We start from the raw sequence: 23579 nt of genomic DNA, 5'->3' as shown, positions 1-23579 counted from the left end.
CCCCCCCCCCCCCCCCCCCCCCCCCCCCCCCCCCCCCCCGACCGACGTACGTTCCTCGGTCAGGCGGCCAGCGCCGGTGCCGGGAGGCACAAGGGCGCCGGGCCCGTCGCCGCCTCGGTCCACGCGGGACGCGGCGACCGCACCGTGGCCCGGGTCCGATCAGTGGCGAAGACGTACAACCGCAGAACCAGGAAGCGCCCGATGCCGGCGAGCCCGGCCGCACCGAGGTAGACGGTCTGCTCCCACAGCATCCCGGGCGAAGCCTGCACCGTGTGCAGTACGAACATCGCGGCGCACGTCATCGCGTACGCCGCCGTCGCCGATCCCGCGGACTGCCAGTGCTGTCGCCACCCGGCACGCCGCCCCGCCCCGAAGGTGAAGCGTGCGTGGAGCTCGGTGCACAGAAGGGTGGACGCGATCGTGATCAGCACGTTCGCCATCACCCAGGGCATCACCTCGGCCGTCAACGCCACCGCCCCGCTCGAAACGACGCCGACCCCTCCGCCGCACAGAACGAACCGGGCGAAGGAAGCGAGCGGGCCGCCGGGACCGGCAGGGCTACGGCGCGTCCCGGCACCGTCCACCACGGTCTCCACCCGTTCCGGACGCCGCGTCCCGCACACCGTTGCCGGCTTTGACGAGAGCAGCGCGTCCATGGTGGTTTCCTTCCGAAGGGGAGCTGTGAACCTCTGGGATCAACTGGGTTCAACGATGCCGTCGCCCGCCCTCGGGCACGATGATGCACACTCCCCAACCGAGGGTGGTGCTAGCTGCACCATGCGGCCGGGGGTACGCCTATGGGCAACCCCCGCTCGGCCGACGCCGGTTGACGGCGCGAACGGCTGCTGTCGACCGCCGTGCCGGTCAGGACCGAGGGCGAGCCCGGTGCCGAGGTAGGGTCGCTGGACCCGATGCGCCGTACGTACCGGCACGTGACACAGGCCACAGGAACTCCTCCCGTGTCGTGGAGAGAAGTGGTTGTGAGGGACTCAGAAAACGATGTGCGCCGCCTCGTGCGCGAGGGCGACCGCGCGGCATTCGCCCAGTTGTACGAGGAGTACGCCCGCGCCGTGTACAACCACGGACTGCGGCTGACCGGCGACTGGTCGACGGCCGAAGAGATCATGTCCGAGACGTTCCTGGTCGCGTGGCGTACCCGCGAGCGGGTGCAGGAGGACGGCGGCACCCTGCTGCCGTGGCTGCTGGGCATCGCCACGCACAAGGCGGACAACGCCCGTCGGAGCGTGCGCCGACGGCAGTTGTTCCTGGCCCGCCAGCCGAGACCCAGTGAAGTGGAGGACTTCGCGCCCGAGACAGCCGGGCGCATCGACGACGCGCGGCGCCTTCGTGCCGTGCAGGCCGCTCTGGGCCGACTGCGGCGCCAGGAACGGGAGGTGCTCGCCCTGTGCGTGTGGTCCGGTCTGGACTACCAGCAGACGGCCGAGGCACTGGGCATCGCCGTCGGCACCGTACGTTCCCGCCTTTCGCGTGCCCGCAAGAAGCTCGCCCGGCTGGCGGACGAAAACCTGGAACCGCGCGGCGCTCGCGGAGAGATGACAAGTGCGGCCGCAATCGCGGCCCTGCCCGTGCGGGAGGAGCTCACATGAAGGACAACACCGACTCCGTGTCCCCGGAGCGGCAAGGTGACCGCGAGGAGATCGCCCGCCTGCTGCCGGCCCCGGCCGACTGGGACCTTTCGCACGAGCAGCACCTTCGTCACAAGGAACTGCTGATGCACCACATCGACCGCGACCAGGCCGCCCCCACCCCGCCCACCCGGCCCGCCCGTCGGCTGCTGCGGCCCGTGCTCCTGGCGCCGGCCACCGCGCTGGCCCTGGCCGGCGTGCTGACCGCGGGGATCGCCCTGTCGGGCAACGACCACGACCGCAAGCCCACCGGCAGCGCGTCGCACGGCGCGGCCGGCGACATGCAGCCCGCCGCGGCCCTCCTCGACCAGATCTCCACCGCCGCGGGGAAGCGCGACACCCCGACCGTGCGGGACGACCAGTTCGTCTACACCCGGGAGAAGGTCCGCGGGGCCGACCTGACCACGGGGAAGGCCGTTGTCGGCCCGCTGACGAACTACGAGAAGTGGATCGCCCAGGAGCCGGGTCCGCTGCGCAAGCAGGGTCTGACCCGTGAGGACGGCGAGACCTCCGTCATCAATGCCGATCTCGGCGACACCAAGGGCACACCGGCCGGCATGAGCCGACCCACCTACAAGTGGCTCAGCTCGCTGTCCACCGACCCCGACAAGCTGCTGGCCTACCTGTACGCCAAGACCCCGACCGCGCAGGGCCGGGAGCGCGACCAGGCGGTGTTCGAGCAGATCGGGTCCCTGCTCGGCGGTGTGATGCCGCCTCGCACGGCCGCCGCCCTCTACCGGGCAGCGGCGAAGATTCCGGGCGTCACCTGGGCTCCGCAGGCTCGCGACGCGATCGGCCGCAAGGGTCTCGGCATCGCCCGCGACGACACGCGGTACGGCATCCGGACCGAGTGGGTCTTCGACGAGAAGAACTACACCTACCTCGGCTCCCGAAGCTATCTGACCAAGGACCTCTCCTACGGGAAGGCCGGAACTCTGCTGTCCAGCTCAGCCGAGATCGCGCACGCCGTCGTCGACGAAGCCGGCCGGCAGCCTGCCGACGCGAAGGGGGCGGCGACCGAGCGCGAGAGCTGACGGTTCGCGCGTACGCAGATCATGCCGGGCCGGATCTCGACGGAGATCCGGCCCGGCCCCATGTCCGGTCCCGGGCAGGGTCGTCGAGGCGGTTGAGCGACCTGACCCGGACGTGCATGTCGTCAAGGGCGGTCAGTCCGTTCGGTGCTGTTGCTGCCGGCCGTTGTCATCCGCGGCGGGATCGCCGGGCGGGTTCTCCCCGGCGGTGAGATGTTCCAGCACCTCGACCAGCTCCTGGCAGGCCAGTTCCACCGAGCGTCGGGTGTTCAGCTGTTCAGTGATCACGGCTGACAGGAGGAGGGCGGTCAGGGCCATGGCTCCGTTGAAGGCCTGAAGCTTCATCATGACCTCGATCCGCGTCAGCCCTTCGAACGGGCCGATCGCATCCGTCGCCGCGACGGTGGCCATGACTGAACTGACCAGGGCGCACAGAGTGCTGCCCACGAGCTGGAATCGCAGCGCCGCCAGGATGAGCAGCGGATAGACGAGGAACAGCATGCTGATCGAGCTGCGCGTGGCGAGCGGAATGAGGATGCAGGCGAGGAGAGCCAGGCCCAGGGCCTCCCGCCAGCGTGTCAGGCTCGGGGGCCAGCGCGCCCGGTGCAGCAGGAGGAGAACCGGGGTGACGATCAGGACGCCCATCGCGTCGCCCACCCACCAGGCCAGCCAGACGGGCCAGAAGTCGTGTGCGGCGAGCTTGTCCGTGAGGACGTTGATGCCGACGCCGACGGTCGCGCTGATCAGCATGCCGACCAGTGCGCCGAGGAACACCAGCGCGAGCCCGTCCCGCAGCCGGGCGAGGTCGTTGCGGAAGCCCACCTTTCTCAGCATCAGGTACGAGCAGACCGGGGCGGCTGTGTTGCCCACCAGGGTGCCGAGCACAGCGGGCCGGAGCGAGGTGAGGGACATGATCACGAGGAGGACGCCGAGTGCGATACCGGGCCAGGAGCGCAGTCCGAAGATGAGCAGACAGGCCACCGCGATGCCCGTGGGCGGCCAGATGGGTGTGAACACCGCGTCCTCGACGACGAGCTGTCGCAGGAGCCCCAGCCGTCCGGCCGCGTAGTAGCAGACGGCGATCGCCAACGTCTGCGGGCCGAAGGCGACGAGCCGGCGCAGATCCTGAGTACGCACCACAGCAGCCATCAGACACCGAGGCCGCCGTGTCGGCGAGGCGAGAGCCGCGGACTGTGAGCCGTCCTCACGCTACGGCAGAAGGTCCGGCCCGTCGTGGCCGAGGACGAGCACAGCGGCGTCGTCCTCGTGTCCCACCAGTTCGGCGACCTTCATCACGGCGGCGGCCAGTGCCCCCGCCTCCATTCCCGCGACGGCCGCGATGCCTGCCAGCCGCACCACGTGTTCGAGCCCCTCGTCGACAGTCAGCGCGGGCCCCTCCACCACCCCGTCCGTGAGCAGCACGAACACTCCGCCCGTGGTCAGGCGGTACTGCGTCATCGGGTACTCCGCCCCCTCCTCAATGCCGAGGGGCGGTCCTCCCTCGTCCTGCGCGATGCCGGACCTGCCGTCCGCCGTGGCCCAGATGCAGGGGACGTGTCCGGCCCGCGCGCTCTCCAGCAGCCCGGTGGCCGGGTCGAGCCGCATGAAGGTGCAGGTGGCGAAGAGGTCGGTGCCGAGGGAGAGGAGCAGGTCGTTCGTCCGGGCGAGGAGTTCTCCCGGCTCGCTCGTGACAGAGGCCAGGGCCCGCAGGCCGACCCGCACCTGGCCCATGAAGGCGGCCGCCTCGATGTTGTGGCCCTGGACGTCACCGATGGAGAGCCCTATACGGCCGTCGGGCAGCACGAAGGCGTCGTACCAGTCGCCGCCCACGTTGAGTCCGTAGCAGGCGGGCACATAGCGGGCGGCCAGACGGAATCGGGGGGTGGCGGGCAGGTCGCCGGGAAGCATGCCGCGTTGCAGGGCGATGGCCAGCTCGACCTGGGAGCGCTGCAGTTCCGCGCGCTCGCGTGCCTGGGCGGTCAGCGACCCGAGTCTGGCCAGCAGCTCGTCGGCATCGTCCATGGGGCGGTTGCGGGACATCGATCACTCCAGGGACAGATTAACCCTTTCAGGGTAATACCGGCGGCCGAGGCGCACTCTCGCGCCGCGGGGAGGCCGCTCAGCGGGCCATGAGCTCGCGGAGCGCGGCGACGATCTGCTCGGGGGCTTCTTCGGCCATGAAGTGTCCGCAGGTGACGGTGGTGTGGGTGAGGTCCGGTGCCCAGGCCTTCCAGATTGCGCGGGCGTCGAAGCCGAGGGCCCCGCCCCAGTCCTGCTGGAGGACGGTGACCGGCATCCGCAGCTGACTGCCCGCGTCCCGGTCGGCCCGGTCCTGGTCGACGTCGATGTGGGCGGAGGCTCGGTAGTCGGCCACGATCGAGGTCACCGCGGTGCGGCAGGCGTCCAGGTAGGCGGCGCGGATGTCTGCGGGAACCGCCTGTGGGGTGTTGGTCCAGATGTCCAGGAAGTGGCCGAAGAAGGTGTCCGGGTCGGCCTCGATCATCCGCTCGGGCAGCCCCGCGGGCTGGGCCATCAGGTAGAGGTGGAATCCCACCGCGGCGGCGGTGCCGTGCATCACGTTCCACATGTCCAGGGTCGGCAGGACGTCGAGGCAGGCCAGGTGGGTGACGGCCTCGGGGTGGTCGAGTCCCGCGCGGAAGGCGACCAGCGCACCGCGGTCATGGCCGGCCAGCGCGAACCGCTCGTGCCCCAGCGCGTGGGCCAGGGCGACGATGTCGGCGGCCATCGTGCGCTTGGCGTAGGTCGTCCCGTCGGCCTCGGCGGGTTTGTCGCTGGCGCCGTAACCGCGCAGGTCGGGGCAGATGACGGTGTGGTCGGCCGCGAGGTCGGCGGCGACGTGCCGCCACATCAGGTGCGTCTGGGGGAAGCCGTGCAGCAGCACGATCGGACTGCCGGAGCCGCCGACGGCGACGTTGAGCGATACGTCGACGGCGACGGGGACCCGGCGGTAGGCGAAGTCAGGGATGGTGGGCGTCATGGGGCGCTGCTCTCCTTGCACGGGGAACACGTCCGCCGGTCGGCGGGCGCACCCGAGCCTCCCGCGCCTGAATCAGCAGCGGATCAGTGGCGGATCGGCGCGTACCGTGGCGGCCGGAAAGCGGCCCGGAGAGGTGCGTATTCCGGAGAAGTGCGAATCCGGAGAGGTGGGTATGGAGCGCGTTGCGTTCGGTGTGCTGGGGCCGGTGGTGGCCGAGAGCGCTGCCGGCGTGCTCGCTTTGAAGGGCCCGCGCCACCGGGCGGTGCTGGCGCGGCTGATCGTGGCCCGCCGCCGTGTAGTCCCGGTGTCCCGCCTGGTCGAGGATCTGGGGACGAGCCCCCGCCGGGCGCCGTCGGTGCCGTACAGACATTCGTCGCCGCGTTGCGCCGTGTCCTGGAGCCCGAACGCCTGCCTCGGGCGCCCGCACGGCTGCTCGTCACGGAGGGCCCTGGATACGCGCTGCACGCGGAGCCGGAGGCCGTGGATGCCTGGCGTTTCGAGGCGGTCGTGCGTGCGGCGGTGACGTCACGGCCCGCTCGGGTACTGGAGCAGCTCCAGGAGGCGCTGGAACTGTGGCGCGGTCCGGCCTATGCCGAGTTCGTGCGGGAGGACTGGTGCCGTGCCGAGCGCTCCCGGCTGGCCGAGCTGCGGCTGCAGGCCGAGGAGCGGCGGGCCGAGGCCCGGTTGGCACTGGGCCGGCCCGACGAGGCGGTGCCCGATCTCGACGCGCACCTGGCCGACCACCCCTGGCGCGAGGACGCCTGGCGACTGCTGGCCCTCGCGCTGTACCGCACGGGCCGCCAGGGGGACGCGCTCGCGGTGCTGCGCCGGGCCAGGGCCACCTTGGTCGACCAGTTGGGGGTGGACCCCGGCCCGCCGCTGCGCCGCCTGGAGGCGGACATCCTCGCCCAGGACCCGCGTCTGGACCTTCCGGCCGAGCCGGTGACGGCGACGGCCCGGCTGTGGACGCAGACGGCCGCCGTCTACGACCGCACGGTCGCCGCCGGTGCCCGCGCACGGCTGGAGTCGACGGTCGGCCTGATCCGCAACCTCGCGGTGACCGGGGGCGAGGGCCTGGAGGCGGCCCGCACGCACCGGCTGGCGGCCATCACCGCGGCGGAGGAGCTCGGTGACCCGGAACTGACCAGCCGGGTGATCGGCACCTACGACGTGCCCGCGATCTGGACCCGCAGCGACGACCCGGAGCCGACCGGACAGATCGTCGCGGCGGCCGAGCGCACCCTCGCCGCCCTCCCGGACGACGGCTCGCACGACGCCGCGCGCTGCCGCCTGCTGGCCACGGTTGCGCTGGAGATGCGCGGCGTCCTCCCCTCACCTCTTCGCGCAGGCGCCACAGCCACCTCGCGCGGGCCCCGGGCCGCCGCCGAGGCCGAACAGATCGCCCGCCGCCTGGACGATCCCGCGCTGCTGGCGTTCGCGCTCAACGGGGTGTTCATGCAGTCCTGCACGCGGGCGGGCCTCGCGCCGCGGCGGGACGCGATCGGCGCGGAGCTGGTCACGCTCGCCGCCCGGCACGGTCTGGTGACCTTCGAGGTGCTGGGCCGGCTGATCCGGCTTCAGGCCCGCAGCGCGCTCGCCGACTTCACGGCGGCGGACGAGCACGCCGCCGCCGCGGACCTGCTGGCCGAGCGCCATGAACTGCCGCTGGTGGGCGTCTTCACCGAGTGGTACGGGGCGCTGCGACTGGCCGCCTCCGGGCAGCGGCAGCAGGCCGAGGCCGCCTACCGGACCGCCGCCGCGCGGCTGGACGGCGCCGGTATGCCGGGATTGCGGCAGGGCCTGCTCCCGCTCGCCCTGCTGTGCCTGCGCCTGGCGGACGGCGCTTTGCCCGCACATCAGGCGGCCGAGTACGTCGACCCGGACGCGGACTGGGGCCCGTACCGTCCCTGGATCACTCCGCTCGTCCTGCTGCACACCGGCCGTCGCGCCGAGGCACGGACGGCACTGCGTGCCCTGCCGGACCCTCCGCCGGACCTGATGTACGAAGTGCTGTGCTGCCTGCGGGCGACGGTGGCCCTGGAGCTCGACGACCGGGCGGTACTGCAACGCGTCCGCGCCGACCTGCTGCCGGCCGCCGCCGAACTCGCCGGCGCGGGCAGCGGCCTGGTGACGCTCGGTCCGGTGCAGAGGTGGGTCACCGCCCTCACCGCGGCGCTCGACTCGCCGCTGCGACCGGACCTCGGAGGCAGGTAGGGCGACCGGGTCGCCGAGGTGGAGCCGGCTCGGCACACCCGCGCCGACACGCAGTCAGATCGTCGTCGAGTCCCGTCCGGCGGCGTCCTCGTCCGGCGCCGAATGCGGACTCACGGGGACACGCCCTACGCCGAAGTCCCCTGCCCCTTCCAGTCCTCGGCGGCGGTGAGCGGCACCGGTGCCGGACGTTCCACCGTCGTCGTCAGCTCGATCCGCCGGCCCTCGGCCGCCGAGCGGAGGACGGCGCTCATCGTTTCGAGGACGTGCAGGGCGAACTCACCCCCGGCGCGGGGGACTCGCTGCGCGTCGGCCGTGACGAAGTCGAGCAGTCCGATGCCGCGAGCGCCGTCGACGTAGCCCGCCGACGGTTCGAGGGTGCGCCACGCGGTGCCGCCGAGCTCGAAGAGGCGTACGTCGCCGTCGAAGCCGTTCGGATCGGGGACCACGAGCGTGCCCCTCTCGCCGTGGACCTCGATGGGTGCGGCCGTCGTGGCAACGCCGTCGAAGCTCGTCGTGAGGGTGGAGAGGGCGCCACCCGTGTGTTCGAGCACGCCGGTCACATGGCTGTCCACCTCGACCGGGATCCGCTCGCCGCTGCGCGGGCCGGAGCCGATGACGCGTTCGGTACGCAGTCGGGCCGCGGCGCCGATGACGGCGCGGACCGGTCCCAGGAGGTGGACGAGCGCCGCGATGTAGTACGGACCCATGTCCAGCAGCGGGCCCCCGCCCGCCGTGTAGTAGAAGTCGGGGTGCGGGTGCCAGCGCTCGTGGCCCGGAGTGACCATGACGGCCGACGCCGACAGCGGGCGTCCGACGCGCCCGGCGTCGACGGCCGCGCGCGCCGTCTGGACACCGGTGCCCAGGACGGTGTCGGGCGCGCACCCCACACCGACCCCGGCCGCTGTGGCCGCGTCGATGAGGGAGCGGGCGTCGGGGAAGGCGGCGGCCAGCGGCTTCTCGGCGTAGACGTTCTTGCCCCGGCCGATCGCGCCGAGCGCGATCTCCGCGTGGGCGGCGGGGACGGTGAGGTTGAGCACCGTGTCGACTTCGGGGCTGTCGAGCAGGCGCTCCACGCTCAGTGCCTGCGCGCCGGGGATCTCGGCGGCGACGGCAGCCGACCGGGAGGCGTCGAGGTCGGCGACCGCGGTGATGCGCACCGCGGGATGCCCAGCGAGCGTGTCCAGATACGCCCGGGAGATGACGCCGAGTCCTACGATGCCGATGCGGTGCGCGTCGCCCACAGCATTCCCCTCTCGATGACGGTGCGGACGTTGACGTTCTCCAGCACGTCCGGACTGTGTCCGGGGGTGGACACGACGATGCGTCCGGCGCCCCACCGGCGTGTCCAGATCGCCGGTGTGGTGACCGGCCGGTGCCAGGGATGCCACGGCCGGGCCGGGTGGGTGGTGGTGGCCAGGACGTCGATGAGGTCGTCGTGGAGCACCCAGTACTGCTCGGTGTCGAGCTCGAAGTCCTCGATACCCGCGGTGATCGGGTGTTCGCGGCCGAGTTCCGTGATGTCCACGGTGTGCGGCAGGTAGTTGTCCTCCGCGCCGCCGTGCCGCTCGCAGGGTTCCTTGCCCGGGTGGGTCGCGAACTGGCCTCCCACCAGGTGCAGATAGTCCGACGACGCGCGGAACGAGTCGGCGATGCCGCCGTGCCAGCCGGTGAGGCCGGTGCCTGCGACGACCGCCGCGCCGAGGCCGGCCAACTGCTCGGGGGTGATCTCCGACATGGTGACGCACTGCACGACGAGGTCGGTACGGGCCATCGCGGCGGCGTCGGCGTAGACCTCCGTCGACTCCTCGACCCGTACGGTGTAGCCGTTGCGTTCGAGGAAGGGGAGGAACAACTCCGTTGACTTGACCGGCTGGTGGCCCTCCCATCCGCCCCGCACCACCAGCGCTTGTTTCCGCGTCATGATCGCTCCCTCCTGATGTCCGTCGCCCGGGACCGGTCGGCCGCACTCGCCTCGACGGCGGCGAGCACGCGTTGGACATCGAGTGCGTCGGCGAACGACGGCGCGGCGGTTGCTCCTGTGGCGATCGCCGAGACCAGGTCGGCGACCTGGTGAGTGAAGAGGTGTTCGTAGCCGATGCCATGGCCTGTCGGCCACCACTGGGCCATGTACGGATGCACGGGGTCGGTCACCTGGATGCGACGGAAGCCTTCGGCCCCGGTATCCGGTCCTCGGCCGTCGAAGTACTCCAGCTCGTTCATGCGCTCGAAGTCGAACGCGACGGAGCCCACTTCGCCGTTGATCTCGATCCGGTTCGCGTTGCGACGCCCCGTTGCCATGCGGGTCGCCTCGAAGACACCGAGGGCCCCTTCGGAGAAGGAGGCCGTGAACGCCGCCGCGTCGTCGACCGTGACCGGACCGAGCGGCGCGTCATCGGCGGCGCAGCCACCGAGCCCGACCTGCTCGGACAGTCGCGGACGCTCCGTCACGAACGTGCGCAGCGTCGCCGACACGGTCGTGATGCGCTGTCCGGTGAGCCACTGGGCGGTGTCGATGCTGTGCGCGCCGATGTCGCCCAGGGTGCCGGAGCCCGCCCTGGCCTTGTCCAGCCGCCAGGTCAGCGGCGCACGCGGGTCGGTCAGCCAGTCCTGCAGGTAGCTCGCCCGCACGTGTCTGATCCGGCCCAGCCGGTTCTCCTCGACGAACGTGCGGGCCAGCGCCAGGGCCGGGGTGCGGCGGTAGCTGTAGCCGCACATGGCCACGATGCCGGAGTCCGCCGCCCGCTCCGCCGCCGTGCTCATCCGTTCGGCTTCCGCGACCGAGTTGGCCAACGGCTTCTCGCACAGGACGTGTTTGCCGGCGGCGAGCGCCGCGAGCGCGATGTCGGCGTGGGTGTCCCCCGGTGTGCAGATGTCGACGAGGTCGACGTCGTCGCGCGTCACGGCCTCTCGCCAGTCCGCCGACCAGTCGCTCCAGCCGAGCCGGTCCGCTGCCGCGGCCGCCTTCTGCGGGTCGCGTCCCACGAGGAGTGACAGCACCGGGTCGGCCGGAAGGTCGAAGAATCGCGGCGCCGTCCGCCACGCATGGGAGTGGGCTCGCCCCATGAACCCGCCGCCGACCAGGGCGACGCGGAGTTTCCGACGCGTCGGCATCGACCGTCCTTCCTGTTGCGCCATGCGGTTCACGGGCACGAGGGCACGAGCCGTGAAGGTCCGCCCGGCGACGAAAGCGCCGTACGGGGATGGCTGGTTGCGGCCAGTGGACCTTGAAGAGCATCCTGCCGGGCTTCCGCACTTTCGCGAAAGACGCACTCGGGTGGCTCTTCCGCTGCCGTGCGTCCGATGGTCAGGTCGTGGACGGGTCCCGGATGCGCCGGACGGTCAGGTCGTCGATGGGTCGGAAGCGTTGCGTGCAGGACCGTGGCCTGCGGTGTGTCCGTCGGCGGGTAGGCTGAGGGCCGTTGCGGCACCACCCCCACCACCACCCCTGTCCAGGTGGTGAGTTATGGCCTGCGGCAGTCAAGTCGTCTTGTGGCACGAGTGGCATGAGGATGAATCACAGGTGCTGATAGCGGGCCGGTACCGGCTGCACACGACCATCGGACGCGGCGCCATGGGCGAGGTCTGGCAGGCATACGACGAAGTGCTGGGCAGGGCGGTGGCCGTCAAGCTCCTGCTCAGTCAGGACTCCGACCCCACCGCCGTCTCCCGCTTCCGCCTGGAAGCCCAGACCGCGGGGCATCTCAACCACCCGCACGTCATCGGCGTCCTGGACTTCGGCTCGTACGACAACCGACTGTTCCTGGTGATGGAGCTGATCGAGGGCGACAGCCTGGCGCAGCATCTGAAGGCCGGCGGTCCGCTGCCCGTGGAGCACGTCGCCCGCATCGCCGCCGAGGCTGCGGGCGGGCTCGCCGCCGCCCATGGGCAGGGCATCGTGCACCGGGACATCAAGCCCGGCAATCTCCTCCTGGACGCCGACGGCGCCCTCAAGATCGGCGACTTCGGCATCGCCCGGTTCCTCGACGACCCGGCCGGCGCGCTGACCGCCACCGGGCAGATCGTCGGCACCAGCCTGTACCTCGCCCCCGAACGCGCTCTGGGCAAGCCCGCTTCACCCGCGTCCGACGTGTATTCGCTGGGCTGCGTGCTCTATCAACTCCTCACCGGCCGACCGCCGTTCCAGGCGGACACCGCCCTGGTGATCCTGCATCAGCACCTCGACGCGACGCCCGTACCGCCGCGTGAGCTCGGCACCCGGCTGCCGCCCGCCTTCGAGAACTACCTCCTCGGTCTTCTCGCCAAGGATCCCGCGGACCGGCCCACGGCCCAGCAGGTGGCCGGCTGGTTCGCCGCCGGCGCCTGGCAGGGCCGTCCCGAGCCTCTTCCGGCCGCCGCGTCGGCTCCCGTTCCGCGGCCGATCGGCCCGACGGGACCAACGCCGGGCGCCGCGCCCGGCCGACGGCGCGCGCTCGGCGAGAGCGGCCCCCCGACCACGTACGCCCTGCCGTCCGCCACCGCGCGCACCGGTCACCAGCGTCGAAGCCCCCGGGCGCGCCGCGGGGTGCGTGAACTCGTCGCCCGTAGGCCGAGGTTGACGATCGCAGTCGCCGCAGCGGTGATCTTCCTGGCCGCCATGTTGATCGGCAGGGCCTGGTTCGCGCCGGATCCCGCCACGGCGGAAACCTCGCGCCCCGACCAGGGCCGCACCGCGGGCCCCACTCCCCCGGGGCAAGGCACTGTCGCTACCCAGCCGGCGAGGGAAGAGACGCAGCCCGAAGAGGGCGAGGACGATGACGGGGACAGGGACGACTGACCGCGCAGGCGTCGGCACGCATCCCTTCGGGCCTGACCGGATCAGCGGCTCTCCTCGCCCTGGGCGACCTCGACCTCGTGATGGACGGTGAGCACGTCGGCGGTCGCGGCGGTGGCGGACAGGACCGTACAGGCGGCGAGGAGCAGGGCGATCCGGCGGGTGGCACGCGGGCGGCCGTTGGGGGGTGCGAGCAGAGCGGCGACCCGCTGCGGGACGGGGCCGGTCGTCGCCGCGGGGGCGAAGGCCGGCCGGGTGGCGCGGGTGGCGTGGCCGGCGAGGGCCGCGCGGGCGATGGCCCGGGCGATGAGCCGTCGGTCGCCGACGGCGGTGGCCGCGGCCTCGTCCGCGGCCCGTTCGGCGGCGAGCCGAATGGCCGCGCGGGTCGCGTGCAGGGCGGGGTGGCACTGCGCGGCGAGTTCGGCGGCGGCCAGGAAGTAGTGGTGGCCGCCCTGGTTGTGGGCGCGCTCGTGGGCGAAGAGGGCCTCGCGTTCGGCGGCGTCGAGGCTGCGGAGCATCGCGGTGGTCACGACGATGCGGTGCGGGCGGCCCGGCAGGGCGTACGCGTCGGGGTGCGGCGAATCGATGACGCACAGGTCGCCCGCGGTGGGGCGGTGGCCCGCCTGGCTGCGGGCGGTTCGGAAGGCGCCGAGCTGTCGTACGGCCGAGCGCCCGAGCGTCCAGACGCCGAGGGTGAGTACGCCGGCGGCCACCGCGGCCGCGGGGACGACGACGGCGTCCGACGGCGTGCGCAGCGGGTGGACGAGTTCCCCGAGCGCCGCGAAGGCGGGGATCTTGAGCAGCCCGGTCAGCACGAGGACGCCGAGGGCGGCCGCGCAGGCTCCCGCCAGCACCAGGGCGGAGGCGGTCAGCGACCACAGTGCGGTGACGGGGTCCAGGCGGTCGAGGGCGCGGCGCGCCAGCGGCGGTGCCGCGAAAGGCACCAGCAGGGGTACGAGCAGCAGCAGGATCACGTCTCGTCGGCCTCCAGCAGCTGGCGCAGCAGTTGTTCGTCGTCCGGGCTGAGCTGGGCGACGAAGCGGGCCAGCACGGTTTCGCGGTCGGTGTCCCGGTCGAGTTCGCTGTGCATGCGCCGGGCGGTGAGTCCAGCGGCGTCCTGTACGGGGAAGTAGGCGTAGCCGCGCCCCTGCCGCTCGCGGCCGACGATGCCCTTCTCGTGCAGCCGGGACAGGATCGTCGTCACGGTGGTTCGGGCGAGGCCCGAGGCGAGTTCCAGTTGCACATGGCCAGGCGTGAGCGGGGTGCCGGCGGCCCAGAGGGCGGCCATGACCGCGGCCTCGAGCTCGCCGGACGGCCGTCGTTCGTCCTTCTCGTCGGTCATGGGAACGTTCCTCACCGCGCTATCGTCTACAGTCCAGTAGACCGTCTACAGAATTGTAGTCACCGGTCGGGCGTGGCTTCGTCGCGCCCACTGGTTCCGGACGAAGGAGCTCGCGACGATGACCACACGCACAGGCCTATCGTCGCAGCTCGCCGTCAACGTGCTGAACGCCCATTCACCCCTGGCCACCCCTTCCGTCGACGGCTCCCTCTACACCGATGTGGTGGACCTGGCCGGCCGCTCGCCCGCCTGGCTCGACGACGGTGTCGCGGCCTGGTCGACGTACGGGCTCCTGGTGTTCGCCGCGTTCATGGTGGCCGGCTGGTTGCGGGCCCGGCACGTCGGCAGCGCGGCCGCCGTGAAGGCGCTGGCCGTTCCGGTGATCGCGGTCCTGGCCTACGGCGTGGACACCCTGCTGAAACTGCTGTTCCGCGAGGCACGGCCGTGCCAGAGCCTGCACAGCAGAACGCTGGAGGCGTGCCCGGCGCCGGGTGACTGGTCCTTCCCCAGCAATCACACGGCCATCGCCTTCGCGGCCGCGGTGGCCCTGCTGTTCGTCTCCCGCAGACTCGGCGTGGTCGCGGCCGTTGCCGCCTGCGCCATGGCGGCCTCCCGGGTCTGGGTCGGCGTGCACTACCCCCACGACGTCGCGGCCGGTGCGCTCGTCGGCGCCGCGGTGGCGCTGCTCGCCATGCAGGTGCTGCGCCGCTCCCCCGATGCCCTCGCCCGACGCATCACCGCCACCCGCCTACGTCCCCTGCTGGTGGCCTCATGAAGCGCGGCAGCGACCGGCGCGACATCGCGGACCTCGCCGGAAGCGTCGGCCTGGGAGCCCTCGCGGCGTTCGCCGTCCTCACCATGGTCGTGGTCGGCGGCGACGGCGCCCCGCTGTTCACCGACGACGCCCTTTCGGGCTGGTCCCTGGCCCACCGCCCCGTCATGGCGGTGGCGTCGGCCCGCGGCCTCACCGCCACCGGGACGGGTGTCGTCCCCTATGCGCTCGCCGTGCTGGCCGGGATCGTCGCAGGCCGCACCCTGCGCCACCGACTGCTCGCCGCCGCCCTCTCCCTGTGCTGCCTGGTCTCGGGACAGGCCGTGCGCTACGGCGTGATGACGCTCGTCGCCCGGCCCCGCCCACCCCGGCTGGACTGGCACACCCACGCCTCCGGATGGGCCTACCCCTCCGGGCACAGCACCACGGCGGCCTGCACCGCCGGACTGCTCGTCCTGGCGATATCCCTGCGCGGCCCGCGCGGCAGAACCCTGCTCGCTGTTGTCATCGGGTGCTGGGGAGCGCTCGTCGGACTGACCCGTGTCTATCTCGGGGTGCACTGGTTCACCGATGTGGCCGGCGGCTGGCTGCTGAGCGTCGGCTGGCTGGGACTGTGCCTGTGCGCCGCGGCCTCATGGCTGCCCGACCGCTTCATCACCGGCATCACAAACACGGCCACCGCGCCGCCGTTGGAGGACCATGCGCCACAAGATCCTGGTCGTCGAGGACGATCACGCCCTGCGTGACGTACTGCGGCGCGGGCTGTGCGAGGAGGGATTCGACACGCTGCCCGCTCCGGACGGCGCCACCGCGCTGCGGCTGGCCACCGCCGAGGTCTCCGCGGCCGTCCTCGACATCGGGCTGCCCGACGCGGACGGGCGGGATGTCTGCCAGGCGATGCGCGCGAACGGATTCCCCTCCCCCGTCATCTTCCTGACCGCCCATCACCGCCTCACGGACCGGCTGTCCGGATTCTCCGCCGGCGGCGACGACTACCTCCCCAAGCCGTTCCATCTCGCCGAACTCGCCGCCCGGCTGCGCGCGGCGGTCAAGCGCGCCGCGCCCGGGCAGGTCGATACGGCCACGGCCACCATCGGCGACCTGGTCCTGGACGGCGTCCGGCACACCCTCACCGCGAGCGGCACCCGGATCGACCTGACCCCGACCGAGTTCCGTCTGCTCGCGGCGCTCATGGCGGCGGCCGGGGATATCGTGCGCCGGCGCGAGCTGATCCGAGCCGGCTGGCCCGCAGGCGCTCAGGTCAGCGAGAACACCCTCGACCAGTACCTGACCAGGGTGCGCCGCAAGCTGCGCGAGGCGGGCAGCGACCTGACCGTCGGCACCGCCCGCGGGGTCGGTCACCGCCTGTCATGACTGCCTTCGCACGGCTCTCGGTCATCGTTTCGCGGTCGGCCCCGCGAACGCTGCGCGGCCGGCTGTCCCTGGTGGCGCTGACCACCGCCGCGCTCCTGATGGTGCTGTTCACGATCGTCTTCAACGCCGTCGTCGAGCGCCACCTCCAGCACCAGGCAGACGACGAACTGCGCACCCGCGCAGCGGCCGTCGCCACGACCATCGACACCGGCGGCCCGGCCGTACGCGTCCTGGAGACCTCCAACGACCGCCTCCTCGACGCGAACGTGTGGATCTACACCGGCACCCGGCTTCTGGAGCAACCTCCTTCGCCCACCGCTGCGTTGACGCGTCTCGCCGGGGAGCTCGTCGGTCGTGGCGGGCGCCACTGCGTCACGGCCGAACATCACGTGCCCGTTCGGATGTGCGCCGGGCCCGTCCCCGATCGCAGGGGCGCCGTCACCGTCGTCACGGCACTGGACCTGACCCCCTACCGAAGTTCGGCCGACACCTTGCTGCTGGGGTCGTGCGTCCTGGACGTACTGATGCTCACCTGCACCTACGCACTCACCCGCCTGGCGGTCGGCCGTGCACTGCGGCCCGTGGGCGCGATGACCGACCAGGCCGCCCGGTGGAGCGCCGTGGCCTCCGAGGAACGCTTCGCCGCCGTCGTACGACCGGCCGAACTCGCCCGCCTCGGTACGTCGTTGGACGCACTCCTGGACCGTATTCGCGCCGTCCTGCGCCATGAGCGACAGCTGACCGGGGAACTGTCGCACGAACTGCGCACTCCGCTCAGCCGCATCATCGCCGAACTCGACTGGTGGCAGGCCCGCCCCCGCTCCGCCGCCGAGACCCGGGCAAGCCACATGGTCGTCGCCGACGCCGCGCAGTCGATGCGCACCATCTGCGACACCCTCCTCGACGACGCCCGCGACAGCGCGCCCGCCACCCCCGGCACCGCCTGGATCCGGCCCGCGCTGCTCCGCGCCGTCGAAACCCTGGGCGAGCCGGGCCACTTGACCGTGACCGTCCTCGTCAAAGGCAGCAGCGACGGCGATGAGGGCGACCTGGAGGCCGGCGTCCAGCCCGCCCTGCTCGAACGGATCGTGAGCCCGATCCTCGCCAACTCCTGCCGGTACGCGCGCTCCCGCGTCACCGTCCGGGCCTGCCCCGCGCCCTGCGGCGTACGCATCGACCTCACCGACGACGGCCCCGGCGTACCCGAGTCGTTCGCGCCGCACCTCTTCCAACCCGGCCGCCGGGCCGACCCGGGCGACGGACACGGCGGAGCGGGCCTGGGGCTGCCGCTCGCGCGGCGGCTGGCCCGCTCCGTCGGCGGCGAAGTGACGTACGACCCCGGGCACACGCCCGGGGCGCGGTTCGTGGTCAGCCTGCCCGCGGGGTGACCGCCTGCTGCTCGGCGATCTCCGCGACCGGGGCGGCGGTCCTGCGCTCGCGCACCTGGGCGAATCCCATGAGGCCGACGAGGAGCGCCAGCAGCACCGCGGACGACCCCGCCGTGCCGAGGTCGAGGCCACCCTTGGCGACCGGCTTGGTGAGGAAGTCACCGGCCGTGGCGCCGAGCGGCCTGGTGAGGACGAAGGCGACCCAGAACAGCAGCACGTTCGGCACGCCGGGCACGCGCATCAGGGCGAAGAGCACCAGCAGCGCCCCGGTGACGAGCAGCGCGCCTCCTGCGTATCCGAGTCCCGAACTGTCGGAGAGGAAGTCGCCCATGGAGGTGCCGAGCGTGTTGGAGACGAGGATCGCCGACCAGAAGAGGGCTTCCCCGCGGAAGCTGACGATGTCACGGATGACGAACGTCATGCCGGTCAGCTTCCAGAGGGCGAAGACGGCGATCAGGACCGAGATCAGGATGGCGGCACCGGTGGGGTAGCCGAGCCCCAGGCCCTGCGGACCCCAGCCGAGCGAAGTGGCGCCGCCGGACAGGTACTTGGCGTCCGCGCTGCGGTTCATGAAGTCGGACATGGTCGTTCCGGCCATGCTGGTGGACAGGATGACCGTCCAGTACAGGCATGGGTTGTAGCGACGGGACCTGAGCTGGACGACCAGTGTCACCACGAAGAGCACGAACAGGGCGATGGTGGTGAGGAAGTAGCCGAGTTTCAGGGTCTGGGCGAAGAGGTCGCCGGCGGTCTCACCGAGGGTGGTCGCGGCGATCTTCATGATCCAGAAGGCCAGGGTGACCTCGGGCAGCTTCTTCATCACCGACCTGGTCGTACTGGCGACGTCCAGGTCGGTGAGGATGTCCGGCTTCTCCAATGCGGAGGCTCCTGTTCAGTCACGAGAGGGCGCGCGCGTCCGGGGCGGGCGCTCTGTCGGGCGGGGCGGGCGATGAGGTGACCTGCCGGGTGGCGGCACCGGTGCCGACCTTGCCGCCCGCACCCTGAACGCATCCTGAACACCTGTCAGCGAGGTTCTCGGGCGGTCGGCCGGGCACTCTCCTCCGCCGCGGTGACGCCCGTGGTGACATCCGTGGTGACGCCGCCCGCGGCCCCGTTTGCCGTGACGTTTGCCGTGACGTTTGGCGTGACGTCCTTGCGCGTCACCGTCAGAAAGATGACCAGGGCGAGGATGACCGCGAGGAACAGCACGCTGGTCACCACCGTTCCCAGGCCCAGCCCGCCGTCGCCGGTCGGTTGGGAGAGGTAGTCGCCCATCGAGGCACCGAGCGGCCGGGTGAGCACGTAGGCGATCCAGAAGCTCCACACGGCGTTCAGACCGAGGGCGAAGCGCGCCACCGCGATCGCGGCGATCGCCTGGGCGAACAGTACGGCCGTGATCCAGTAACCGAGGTCCATGCGCTCGGCGACCAGGTCACCGGCGGCCGTGCCGAGCGCGAAGGTGAACAGAACCGCGAGCCAGTAGAACGACTCGCGGCTCGGGGAATCGATGCTGTGGATGGAAAGGGTCCGCTCGCGGCGGTACCAGCAGGTGAAGACGAGCGTGAGGGCGATCGCGAAGACGGTGGTGCTCGTCGTCAGCGGCACGCCCAGGTTGTCGGTGAGGTTGTCGCTGATCAGGGTGCCGACGATGCTGATCAGGGCCACTGCGAGCCAGTAGAGGCCGGGGCGGTAGGCGGTGCTGCGGAACTGGAGGACGAGCACGATGGCCAGCAGCCCGCTCATCAGCAGCGACACACCGGTCAGACCGAGGCCCAGCTTCTCGTTGAGCAGGTCGGCGGCGGTCTCGCCGACCGTCGTGCACAGCACCTTGATCAGCCAGAAGTACACGGTGACTTCGGGAACCTTGTTGCGTCGGAGCCGATGGCCGGGCACCGCGGCGGCGGCGCTGTCGACGGAGGATGTCGCGGACGTCTCGTAGGTCATGGGGCCAGACGGTCGCACCGCGAGCCTGAACACATCCTGACTGCCGCACGGTTTCGAGTACCGGCCTCCCCCGGCAGTCCGAAGTCGCCCGGCTCAGCTCCGCTGGCGTGCCCGGCGGGCCTGCTGCGGGGACTCCGACGGGGCGGCGAGCGGGCCCTCGGTCAGGGCGCCGAGGAGACGCAGGAAGGTTTCGCGATCACTGTCGGAGAACTGGGCCAGAGCTTCCCGGTGCACGCCGTCGACGATCTCCTGGCTGCGTACGGCCGCCTTCGCGCCCTCTTCCGTCACCGCGATGATCCGCGCTCGCCGGTCCGTACTGGAGGGACGGCGTTCGGCGAGGCCCGCCTTCTCCAGGGCGTCCACCGTGACGACCATCGTGGTCTTGTCCATGTCCCCGATCTCGGCGAGCTGTGCCTGTGTCCGCTCCTCGCCCAGGGCATGGACGAGGACGCAGTGCATGCGCGCCGTGAGGCCCACCTCTGCGAGGGCGGCCGCCATCCGCGTCCGCAGGACATGGCTGGTGTGGTCCAGGAAGAAGGAGAGATCGGGCGCGGTACGGGCCGGGGAGGCCGGGCTCAGGGCGGTCATGGGATTCAGGTTAGCAAGCAGAAGAGTTCCATGCAGATAGTCTGCAACGGAACCATCTGCTACGGTCACACTTGTCGGCGTCACGGCCAAGTGACCGCCAACCGGCGACCACCTCTGCACCGCGCCCGTCCGATCCCCATCCCCACCAGCCTCGACAGGAAGGCCCCCATGCCCAGGTCCACGTCAGCTCCCGCGCTGTCGCCCAAGCCGCACCCCGCCTCCCCGCCCGCCTCGGCCGCTCACCGCCGCCGCTCCCTCGCTCTGGGCGTCATCGCCACCGGAATGCTGATGACCGTGCTCGACGGCAGCATCGTCACGGTGGCCATGCCGGCCATCCAGAAGGACCTCGACTTCACGCCCGTGGGGCTGAGTTGGGTCGTCAACGCCTACCTGATCGCCTTCGCCGGACTCCTTCTCCTGTCCGGCCGGCTCGGCGATCTCCTGGGCCGCAAGCGCATGTTCCTCACCGGCACCGCTGTCTTCACCGCGGCCTCCCTCCTGGCCGGAGCGGCCGGCTCGCCCACCGTCCTGATCGCCGCGCGATTCCTGCAGGGCGTCGGCAGCGCGATGGCCTCCGCGGTCAGCCTCGGCATCCTTGTCACGCTCTTCACCGAGTCACGCGAACGCAGCCGCGCCATCGCGGTGTTCAGCTTCACCGGCGCGGCCGGCGCCTCGATCGGGCAGGTGCTCGGCGGCATCCTCACCGACGCTCTCGGCTGGCACTGGATCTTCATCATCAACCTGCCGATCGGCCTCGCGGCCCTCGCCGTCGCCGTGCCCGCCCTGCCCGCCGATCGCGGCCTGGGCCTTCGCGCGGGCGCCGACATCAGCGGGGCGCTCCTCGTCACGTCCGGGCTCATGCTCGGCGTCTACACCGTCATCAAGGTCGAGACGTACGGCTGGACTTCGCTCCACACCCTCGGCCTCGGCGCCCTGGCGCTTCTGCTGCTCGCGGCCTTCACCGCACGACAGGCGGTGGCGAAGACGCCGCTCATGCCGCCGCGGATCCTTCGTTCACGCAATGTCGTGGGAGCCAACCTCGTCCAACTGCTCATGGTGGCCGGTCTGTTCTCGTTCCAGATCCTGGTCGCGCTCTATCTGCAGCAGGTGCAGGGGTACGGGGCTTCCGAGACCGGCTTCGCCATGCTGCCCGCCGCCGTGGTGATCGGAATCGTCTCGCTGGGTGTCTCCTCGCGCCTGATCGGACGCTTCGGGGAGCGCACCGTCCTGCTCGTCGGACTGGCGCTGCTGACCGCGCTGCTGGCCCTGTTGATCCGGGTGCCCGTCCACGCGGCGTACGCCGTCGACCTGCTCCCCGTGATGCTGCTGGCCGCGGGCTTCGGCCTCGCACTGCCCGCACTCACCGGGCTCGGCATGTCGGGGGCGGACGAGCGGGACGCCGGGCTCACCTCGGGTCTGTTCAACACCACGCAGCAGATCGGGATGGCACTCGGTGTCGCCACCCTCTCCACCCTCGCGGCGGGCCGCACCGAGGCCCGGCTCAGCGCGGGCGCCCCGCGGCCGGAGGCGCTCACCAGTGGCTACCACCTGGCCTTCGCCGTCGGCACCGGGCTGCTCCTCACCGCGTTCCTCGTCGCCTTCGCAGTCCTCGGCCGCCGCCCTGCCACGGCCCGCAGGGCCCCCGCCGGACGCCTTGCCGACCGGCGGGGCCAGTGACCCCGCCGGTCGGCGCTAGCGGCCGGTCACGTGGTCGTGCAGGAGGTCCCGTTGAGGGTGAAGGCGGTCGGGGCCGTATTGGTGGCGCCCTTCGCCCCGATGAAGCCGACGGTGACCGAGCCGCCGGCGGTGATGGTCGAGGTATAGGCGGCGGGCACGACGCTCACCGTGCCGCCGGTCTGGGTGGGGGTGCCACCCCACATGTTGGAGACGGTCTGGCCGTTGGCGAAGGAGAAGGCGAGCGTCCAGCCGTTGAGGGTGGCGGTGCCGGTGTTGCGCAGGGCGATCTCGCCCTGGAAGCCTCCCGGCCATTCGTTGACGACGCGGTAGCCGACGGAGCAGGCCGTGCCCGGGGTGCTGCTGCCCTTGTCGGTGGTGACGTTGACGGTGGCGGAGCGGGCCGAGCGGTTGCCTGCCGCGTCGTGGGCGTAGACGGCGAAGGTGTAGGCCGTGTCGGCGGTGAGGCCGGTCACGGCGACGGTGTTGGTGGTGGAGGCCGCGACGGTGGTCTCGGAGCCGCCGCTGACGCGGACGACGTCGTAGCCGGTGACGCCGACGTTGTCCGTGGCCGCGCTCCAGGCGAGGGTGACGGATGTCGCCGTCACGGCGGAGGCGGCCGGGGTGCCGGGGGTGGTCGGCGCCTGGGTGTCGCCCGGGGTGCCGCCGCCGAAGACGGTGGCTTCCTTGGAGGTCTGGGCGATGCCGTTGGCGCCGTTGATGGCGCGCTGGCCCCAGGAGCTGAGCCGGGTGGGGTCGAAGTCGATCGCCAGATCGAGGATCGGATCGGTGTTGCCGCTCCAGGACCACGCGATGTAGCCGAGCCGGAGCCGCTCGGCCGTGGCCATCATCGTGTCCTCGTCCGGGTCGCCGTACTGGTCCGCGGGTCCGCCGAACTCGCCGATGACGATGGGCAGTTTGGCGTTGACGAACGCGTTCAGGTAGTCGGTGATCTCCGAAGCCGTGTCGAACACGCTGTACATGTGGATCGAGAAGATCAGGTTGCCGGTCGAGTCGGCGTTGTACACGGCCTGGGCGTTCGCGCGCATGACGCCCTGCCAGTCCTGGCCCCAGTTGGGGGCGTCCACCATGATCGTGTGCTCCAGACCGGCACTGCGCAGCTTCTTGATCGCGGCGATCGTGGGATCGGTCCAGCCGGCCGGATTGGTGTTGCCCCAGGGCTCGTTGCCGATGTTGATGACGATGTAGTTCTCCTCGCCGGCGAGGACGTTCTTCAGGCCGATCCAGTAGTCGGCCGCCTCGTCGAGGGTGCCGGCCGCGGTCTCCTCGCCGTAACCGGTGGTGTCGTGCACCTCCAGCACGCAGATGAGCCGGTTGGCCTTGCACTGGGAAACGATGTCAGCGACGTCCGCGGCGCTGTTCTTGGTCCAGCGGTGGCCGTCGGCGAGGACGACACGGACGGTGTTGGCGCCCAGCGCCTTGATGTCGGCCAGCGACTTCGTCGTCCTGCTCGGGTACCAGGTGTGGGCGTGGTTGACGCCCCGCATGATGAAGTCGTTGCCGTTGCCTTCCAGCAGGCGGCCGTCACTGATGTGCAGGCCTGCGGCTTGGGCACTGGGCGTCTGAGGTTGGGCCTGGGCGGCGGCCGGACTGAGAACACCGAGGGCGATGAGCCCGAGGAAGGCGATCAGCCCGGTCAACAGTTCGGTTAAGGAACGCTTTCGTGTCGTGCCTCTTGTTGTTCTCACTGCGACTCCAGGGAAGTGAGCCAAGAAACTCAGGCATGGGAAAAGAGCATGGGAGCGCTCCCATGAACCCACTTCGCCAAGTACACGTCAAGACATCGCACGCGACGCGTCGGTGGCCCTGGGCACGG

At 71.5% G+C, this 23579-nt stretch carries 21 protein-coding genes and 1 pseudogene; 9 read left to right on the top strand and 13 right to left on the bottom strand.

The features are described 5' to 3' along the window. Positions 1-59: 59 nt before the first annotated feature. Positions 60-656, bottom strand: a complete 597-nt coding sequence (locus ACN6LB_RS28165) for a GtrA family protein (RefSeq protein WP_445028327.1) — start codon at positions 654-656, stop codon at positions 60-62. A 324-nt stretch (positions 657-980) separates the two neighbouring features. Here ACN6LB_RS28165 and ACN6LB_RS28160 point away from each other — a divergent pair, with 324 nt between their 5' ends. Both ACN6LB_RS28160 and ACN6LB_RS28155 read left to right on the top strand, forming a co-directional pair. Beyond that, positions 981-1607 (top strand): RNA polymerase sigma factor, encoded by a 627-nt coding sequence (locus ACN6LB_RS28160; RefSeq protein WP_445028326.1) that lies wholly within the window; start codon positions 981-983, stop codon positions 1605-1607. Further along, positions 1604-2680, top strand: coding sequence for a CU044_5270 family protein (locus ACN6LB_RS28155; protein ID WP_445028325.1), 1077 nt, complete (start codon positions 1604-1606; stop codon positions 2678-2680). Before ACN6LB_RS28160 ends, ACN6LB_RS28155 begins: the two co-directional genes overlap by 4 nt. A 132-nt stretch (positions 2681-2812) precedes the next feature. On the opposite strand, the gene ACN6LB_RS28150 is transcribed toward ACN6LB_RS28155, so the two are convergent. From ACN6LB_RS28150 to ACN6LB_RS28140, 3 genes are all read right to left on the bottom strand, one after another. Then, a complete protein-coding gene (locus tag ACN6LB_RS28150) occupies positions 2813-3817 on the bottom strand; it encodes an MASE1 domain-containing protein (protein ID WP_445028324.1) in 1005 nt (334 codons plus the stop codon). 69 nt (positions 3818-3886) lie between these two features. Then, complete coding sequence (locus ACN6LB_RS28145) at positions 3887-4717, bottom strand: PP2C family protein-serine/threonine phosphatase (RefSeq protein WP_445028323.1); 831 nt, start codon at positions 4715-4717, stop codon at positions 3887-3889. A gap of 79 nt (positions 4718-4796) precedes the next feature. Next, positions 4797-5675, bottom strand: a complete 879-nt coding sequence (locus ACN6LB_RS28140) for an alpha/beta fold hydrolase (RefSeq protein ID WP_445028322.1) — start codon at positions 5673-5675, stop codon at positions 4797-4799. Between the two features lie 172 nt (positions 5676-5847). Here ACN6LB_RS28140 and ACN6LB_RS28135 point away from each other — a divergent pair. Continuing rightward, positions 5848-7889 (top strand): annotated as a pseudogene (locus ACN6LB_RS28135) (AfsR/SARP family transcriptional regulator). Positions 7890-8014: 125 nt separating this feature from the next. On the opposite strand, the gene ACN6LB_RS28130 reads toward ACN6LB_RS28135, so the two are convergent. Genes ACN6LB_RS28130 through ACN6LB_RS28120 form a run of 3 tightly spaced genes read right to left on the bottom strand, consistent with a single transcriptional unit; the run spans position 8015 to position 11000 of the window. Further along, positions 8015-9130, bottom strand: a complete 1116-nt coding sequence (locus tag ACN6LB_RS28130; protein WP_445028321.1) for a Gfo/Idh/MocA family protein — start codon at positions 9128-9130, stop codon at positions 8015-8017. Then, positions 9100-9810: a ThuA domain-containing protein gene (locus ACN6LB_RS28125; RefSeq protein ID WP_445028320.1), complete on the bottom strand. Its 711-nt coding sequence runs from the start codon at positions 9808-9810 to the stop codon at positions 9100-9102. Before ACN6LB_RS28125 ends, ACN6LB_RS28130 begins: the two co-directional genes overlap by 31 nt. Then, positions 9807-11000, bottom strand: coding sequence for a Gfo/Idh/MocA family protein (locus ACN6LB_RS28120; RefSeq protein WP_445028319.1), 1194 nt, complete (start codon positions 10998-11000; stop codon positions 9807-9809). Before ACN6LB_RS28120 ends, ACN6LB_RS28125 begins: the two co-directional genes overlap by 4 nt. A 409-nt stretch (positions 11001-11409) precedes the next feature. On the opposite strand from ACN6LB_RS28120, the gene ACN6LB_RS28115 reads away from it, so the two are divergent. Further along, positions 11410-12663: a protein kinase domain-containing protein gene (locus ACN6LB_RS28115; protein WP_445028318.1), complete on the top strand. Its 1254-nt coding sequence runs from the start codon at positions 11410-11412 to the stop codon at positions 12661-12663. Between the two features lie 41 nt (positions 12664-12704). On the opposite strand, the gene ACN6LB_RS28110 is transcribed toward ACN6LB_RS28115, so the two are convergent. Then, entirely contained in the window at positions 12705-13634 is a 930-nt protein-coding gene (locus ACN6LB_RS28110) for a M48 family metalloprotease (protein WP_445028317.1), read from the bottom strand. Continuing rightward, entirely contained in the window at positions 13631-14002 is a 372-nt protein-coding gene (locus ACN6LB_RS28105) for a BlaI/MecI/CopY family transcriptional regulator (RefSeq protein WP_356145592.1), read from the bottom strand. Before ACN6LB_RS28105 ends, ACN6LB_RS28110 begins: the two co-directional genes overlap by 4 nt. Positions 14003-14120: 118 nt before the next feature. Between ACN6LB_RS28105 and ACN6LB_RS28100 the strand changes: the two genes are divergently transcribed. From ACN6LB_RS28100 to ACN6LB_RS28085, 4 genes are read left to right on the top strand one after another with little or no spacing between them, the layout of a single operon-like run. Continuing rightward, positions 14121-14777, top strand: a complete 657-nt coding sequence (locus ACN6LB_RS28100; protein WP_445028316.1) for a phosphatase PAP2 family protein — start codon at positions 14121-14123, stop codon at positions 14775-14777. Next, positions 14774-15520 (top strand): phosphatase PAP2 family protein, encoded by a 747-nt coding sequence (locus ACN6LB_RS28095; protein ID WP_445028315.1) that lies wholly within the window; start codon positions 14774-14776, stop codon positions 15518-15520. Before ACN6LB_RS28100 ends, ACN6LB_RS28095 begins: the two co-directional genes overlap by 4 nt. After that, entirely contained in the window at positions 15474-16148 is a 675-nt protein-coding gene (locus ACN6LB_RS28090) for a response regulator transcription factor (RefSeq protein ID WP_445028314.1), read from the top strand. The genes ACN6LB_RS28095 and ACN6LB_RS28090 overlap by 47 nt, the downstream gene beginning before the upstream one ends. Further along, the gene (locus ACN6LB_RS28085) at positions 16145-17536 is read left to right on the top strand and encodes a sensor histidine kinase (RefSeq protein WP_445028313.1); all 1392 of its coding nucleotides are present in this window, start codon (positions 16145-16147) and stop codon (positions 17534-17536) included. Before ACN6LB_RS28090 ends, ACN6LB_RS28085 begins: the two co-directional genes overlap by 4 nt. Here the strand turns inward: ACN6LB_RS28085 and ACN6LB_RS28080 are convergent. The 3 genes from ACN6LB_RS28080 to ACN6LB_RS28070 form a co-directional block, all read right to left on the bottom strand. Then, positions 17517-18413: a COG4705 family protein gene (locus tag ACN6LB_RS28080; protein WP_445028312.1), complete on the bottom strand. Its 897-nt coding sequence runs from the start codon at positions 18411-18413 to the stop codon at positions 17517-17519. The genes ACN6LB_RS28085 and ACN6LB_RS28080 overlap by 20 nt on opposite strands. A gap of 146 nt (positions 18414-18559) precedes the next feature. Further along, positions 18560-19480 carry a COG4705 family protein gene (locus tag ACN6LB_RS28075; RefSeq protein WP_445028311.1) on the bottom strand — a complete coding sequence of 307 codons (921 nt, stop codon included), beginning with the start codon at positions 19478-19480 and terminating at the stop codon, positions 18560-18562. A gap of 93 nt (positions 19481-19573) precedes the next feature. Further along, positions 19574-20068 carry a MarR family winged helix-turn-helix transcriptional regulator gene (locus tag ACN6LB_RS28070; protein ID WP_356145571.1) on the bottom strand — a complete coding sequence of 165 codons (495 nt, stop codon included), beginning with the start codon at positions 20066-20068 and terminating at the stop codon, positions 19574-19576. A gap of 168 nt (positions 20069-20236) precedes the next feature. Between ACN6LB_RS28070 and ACN6LB_RS28065 the strand changes: the two genes are divergently transcribed. Then, positions 20237-21745 (top strand): MFS transporter, encoded by a 1509-nt coding sequence (locus ACN6LB_RS28065; protein WP_445028310.1) that lies wholly within the window; start codon positions 20237-20239, stop codon positions 21743-21745. 26 nt (positions 21746-21771) lie between these two features. Here the strand turns inward: ACN6LB_RS28065 and ACN6LB_RS28060 are convergent, their stop codons facing one another. After that, positions 21772-23451, bottom strand: a complete 1680-nt coding sequence (locus ACN6LB_RS28060) for a cellulase family glycosylhydrolase (RefSeq protein ID WP_445028309.1) — start codon at positions 23449-23451, stop codon at positions 21772-21774. Positions 23452-23579: the final 128 nt, after the last annotated feature.

It is taken from the genome of Streptomyces sp. SAS_270, assembly GCF_052543295.1.
The sequence above is the reverse complement of the archived record's forward strand: the minus strand, read 5'-3'. Positions and strand labels throughout refer to the sequence as shown.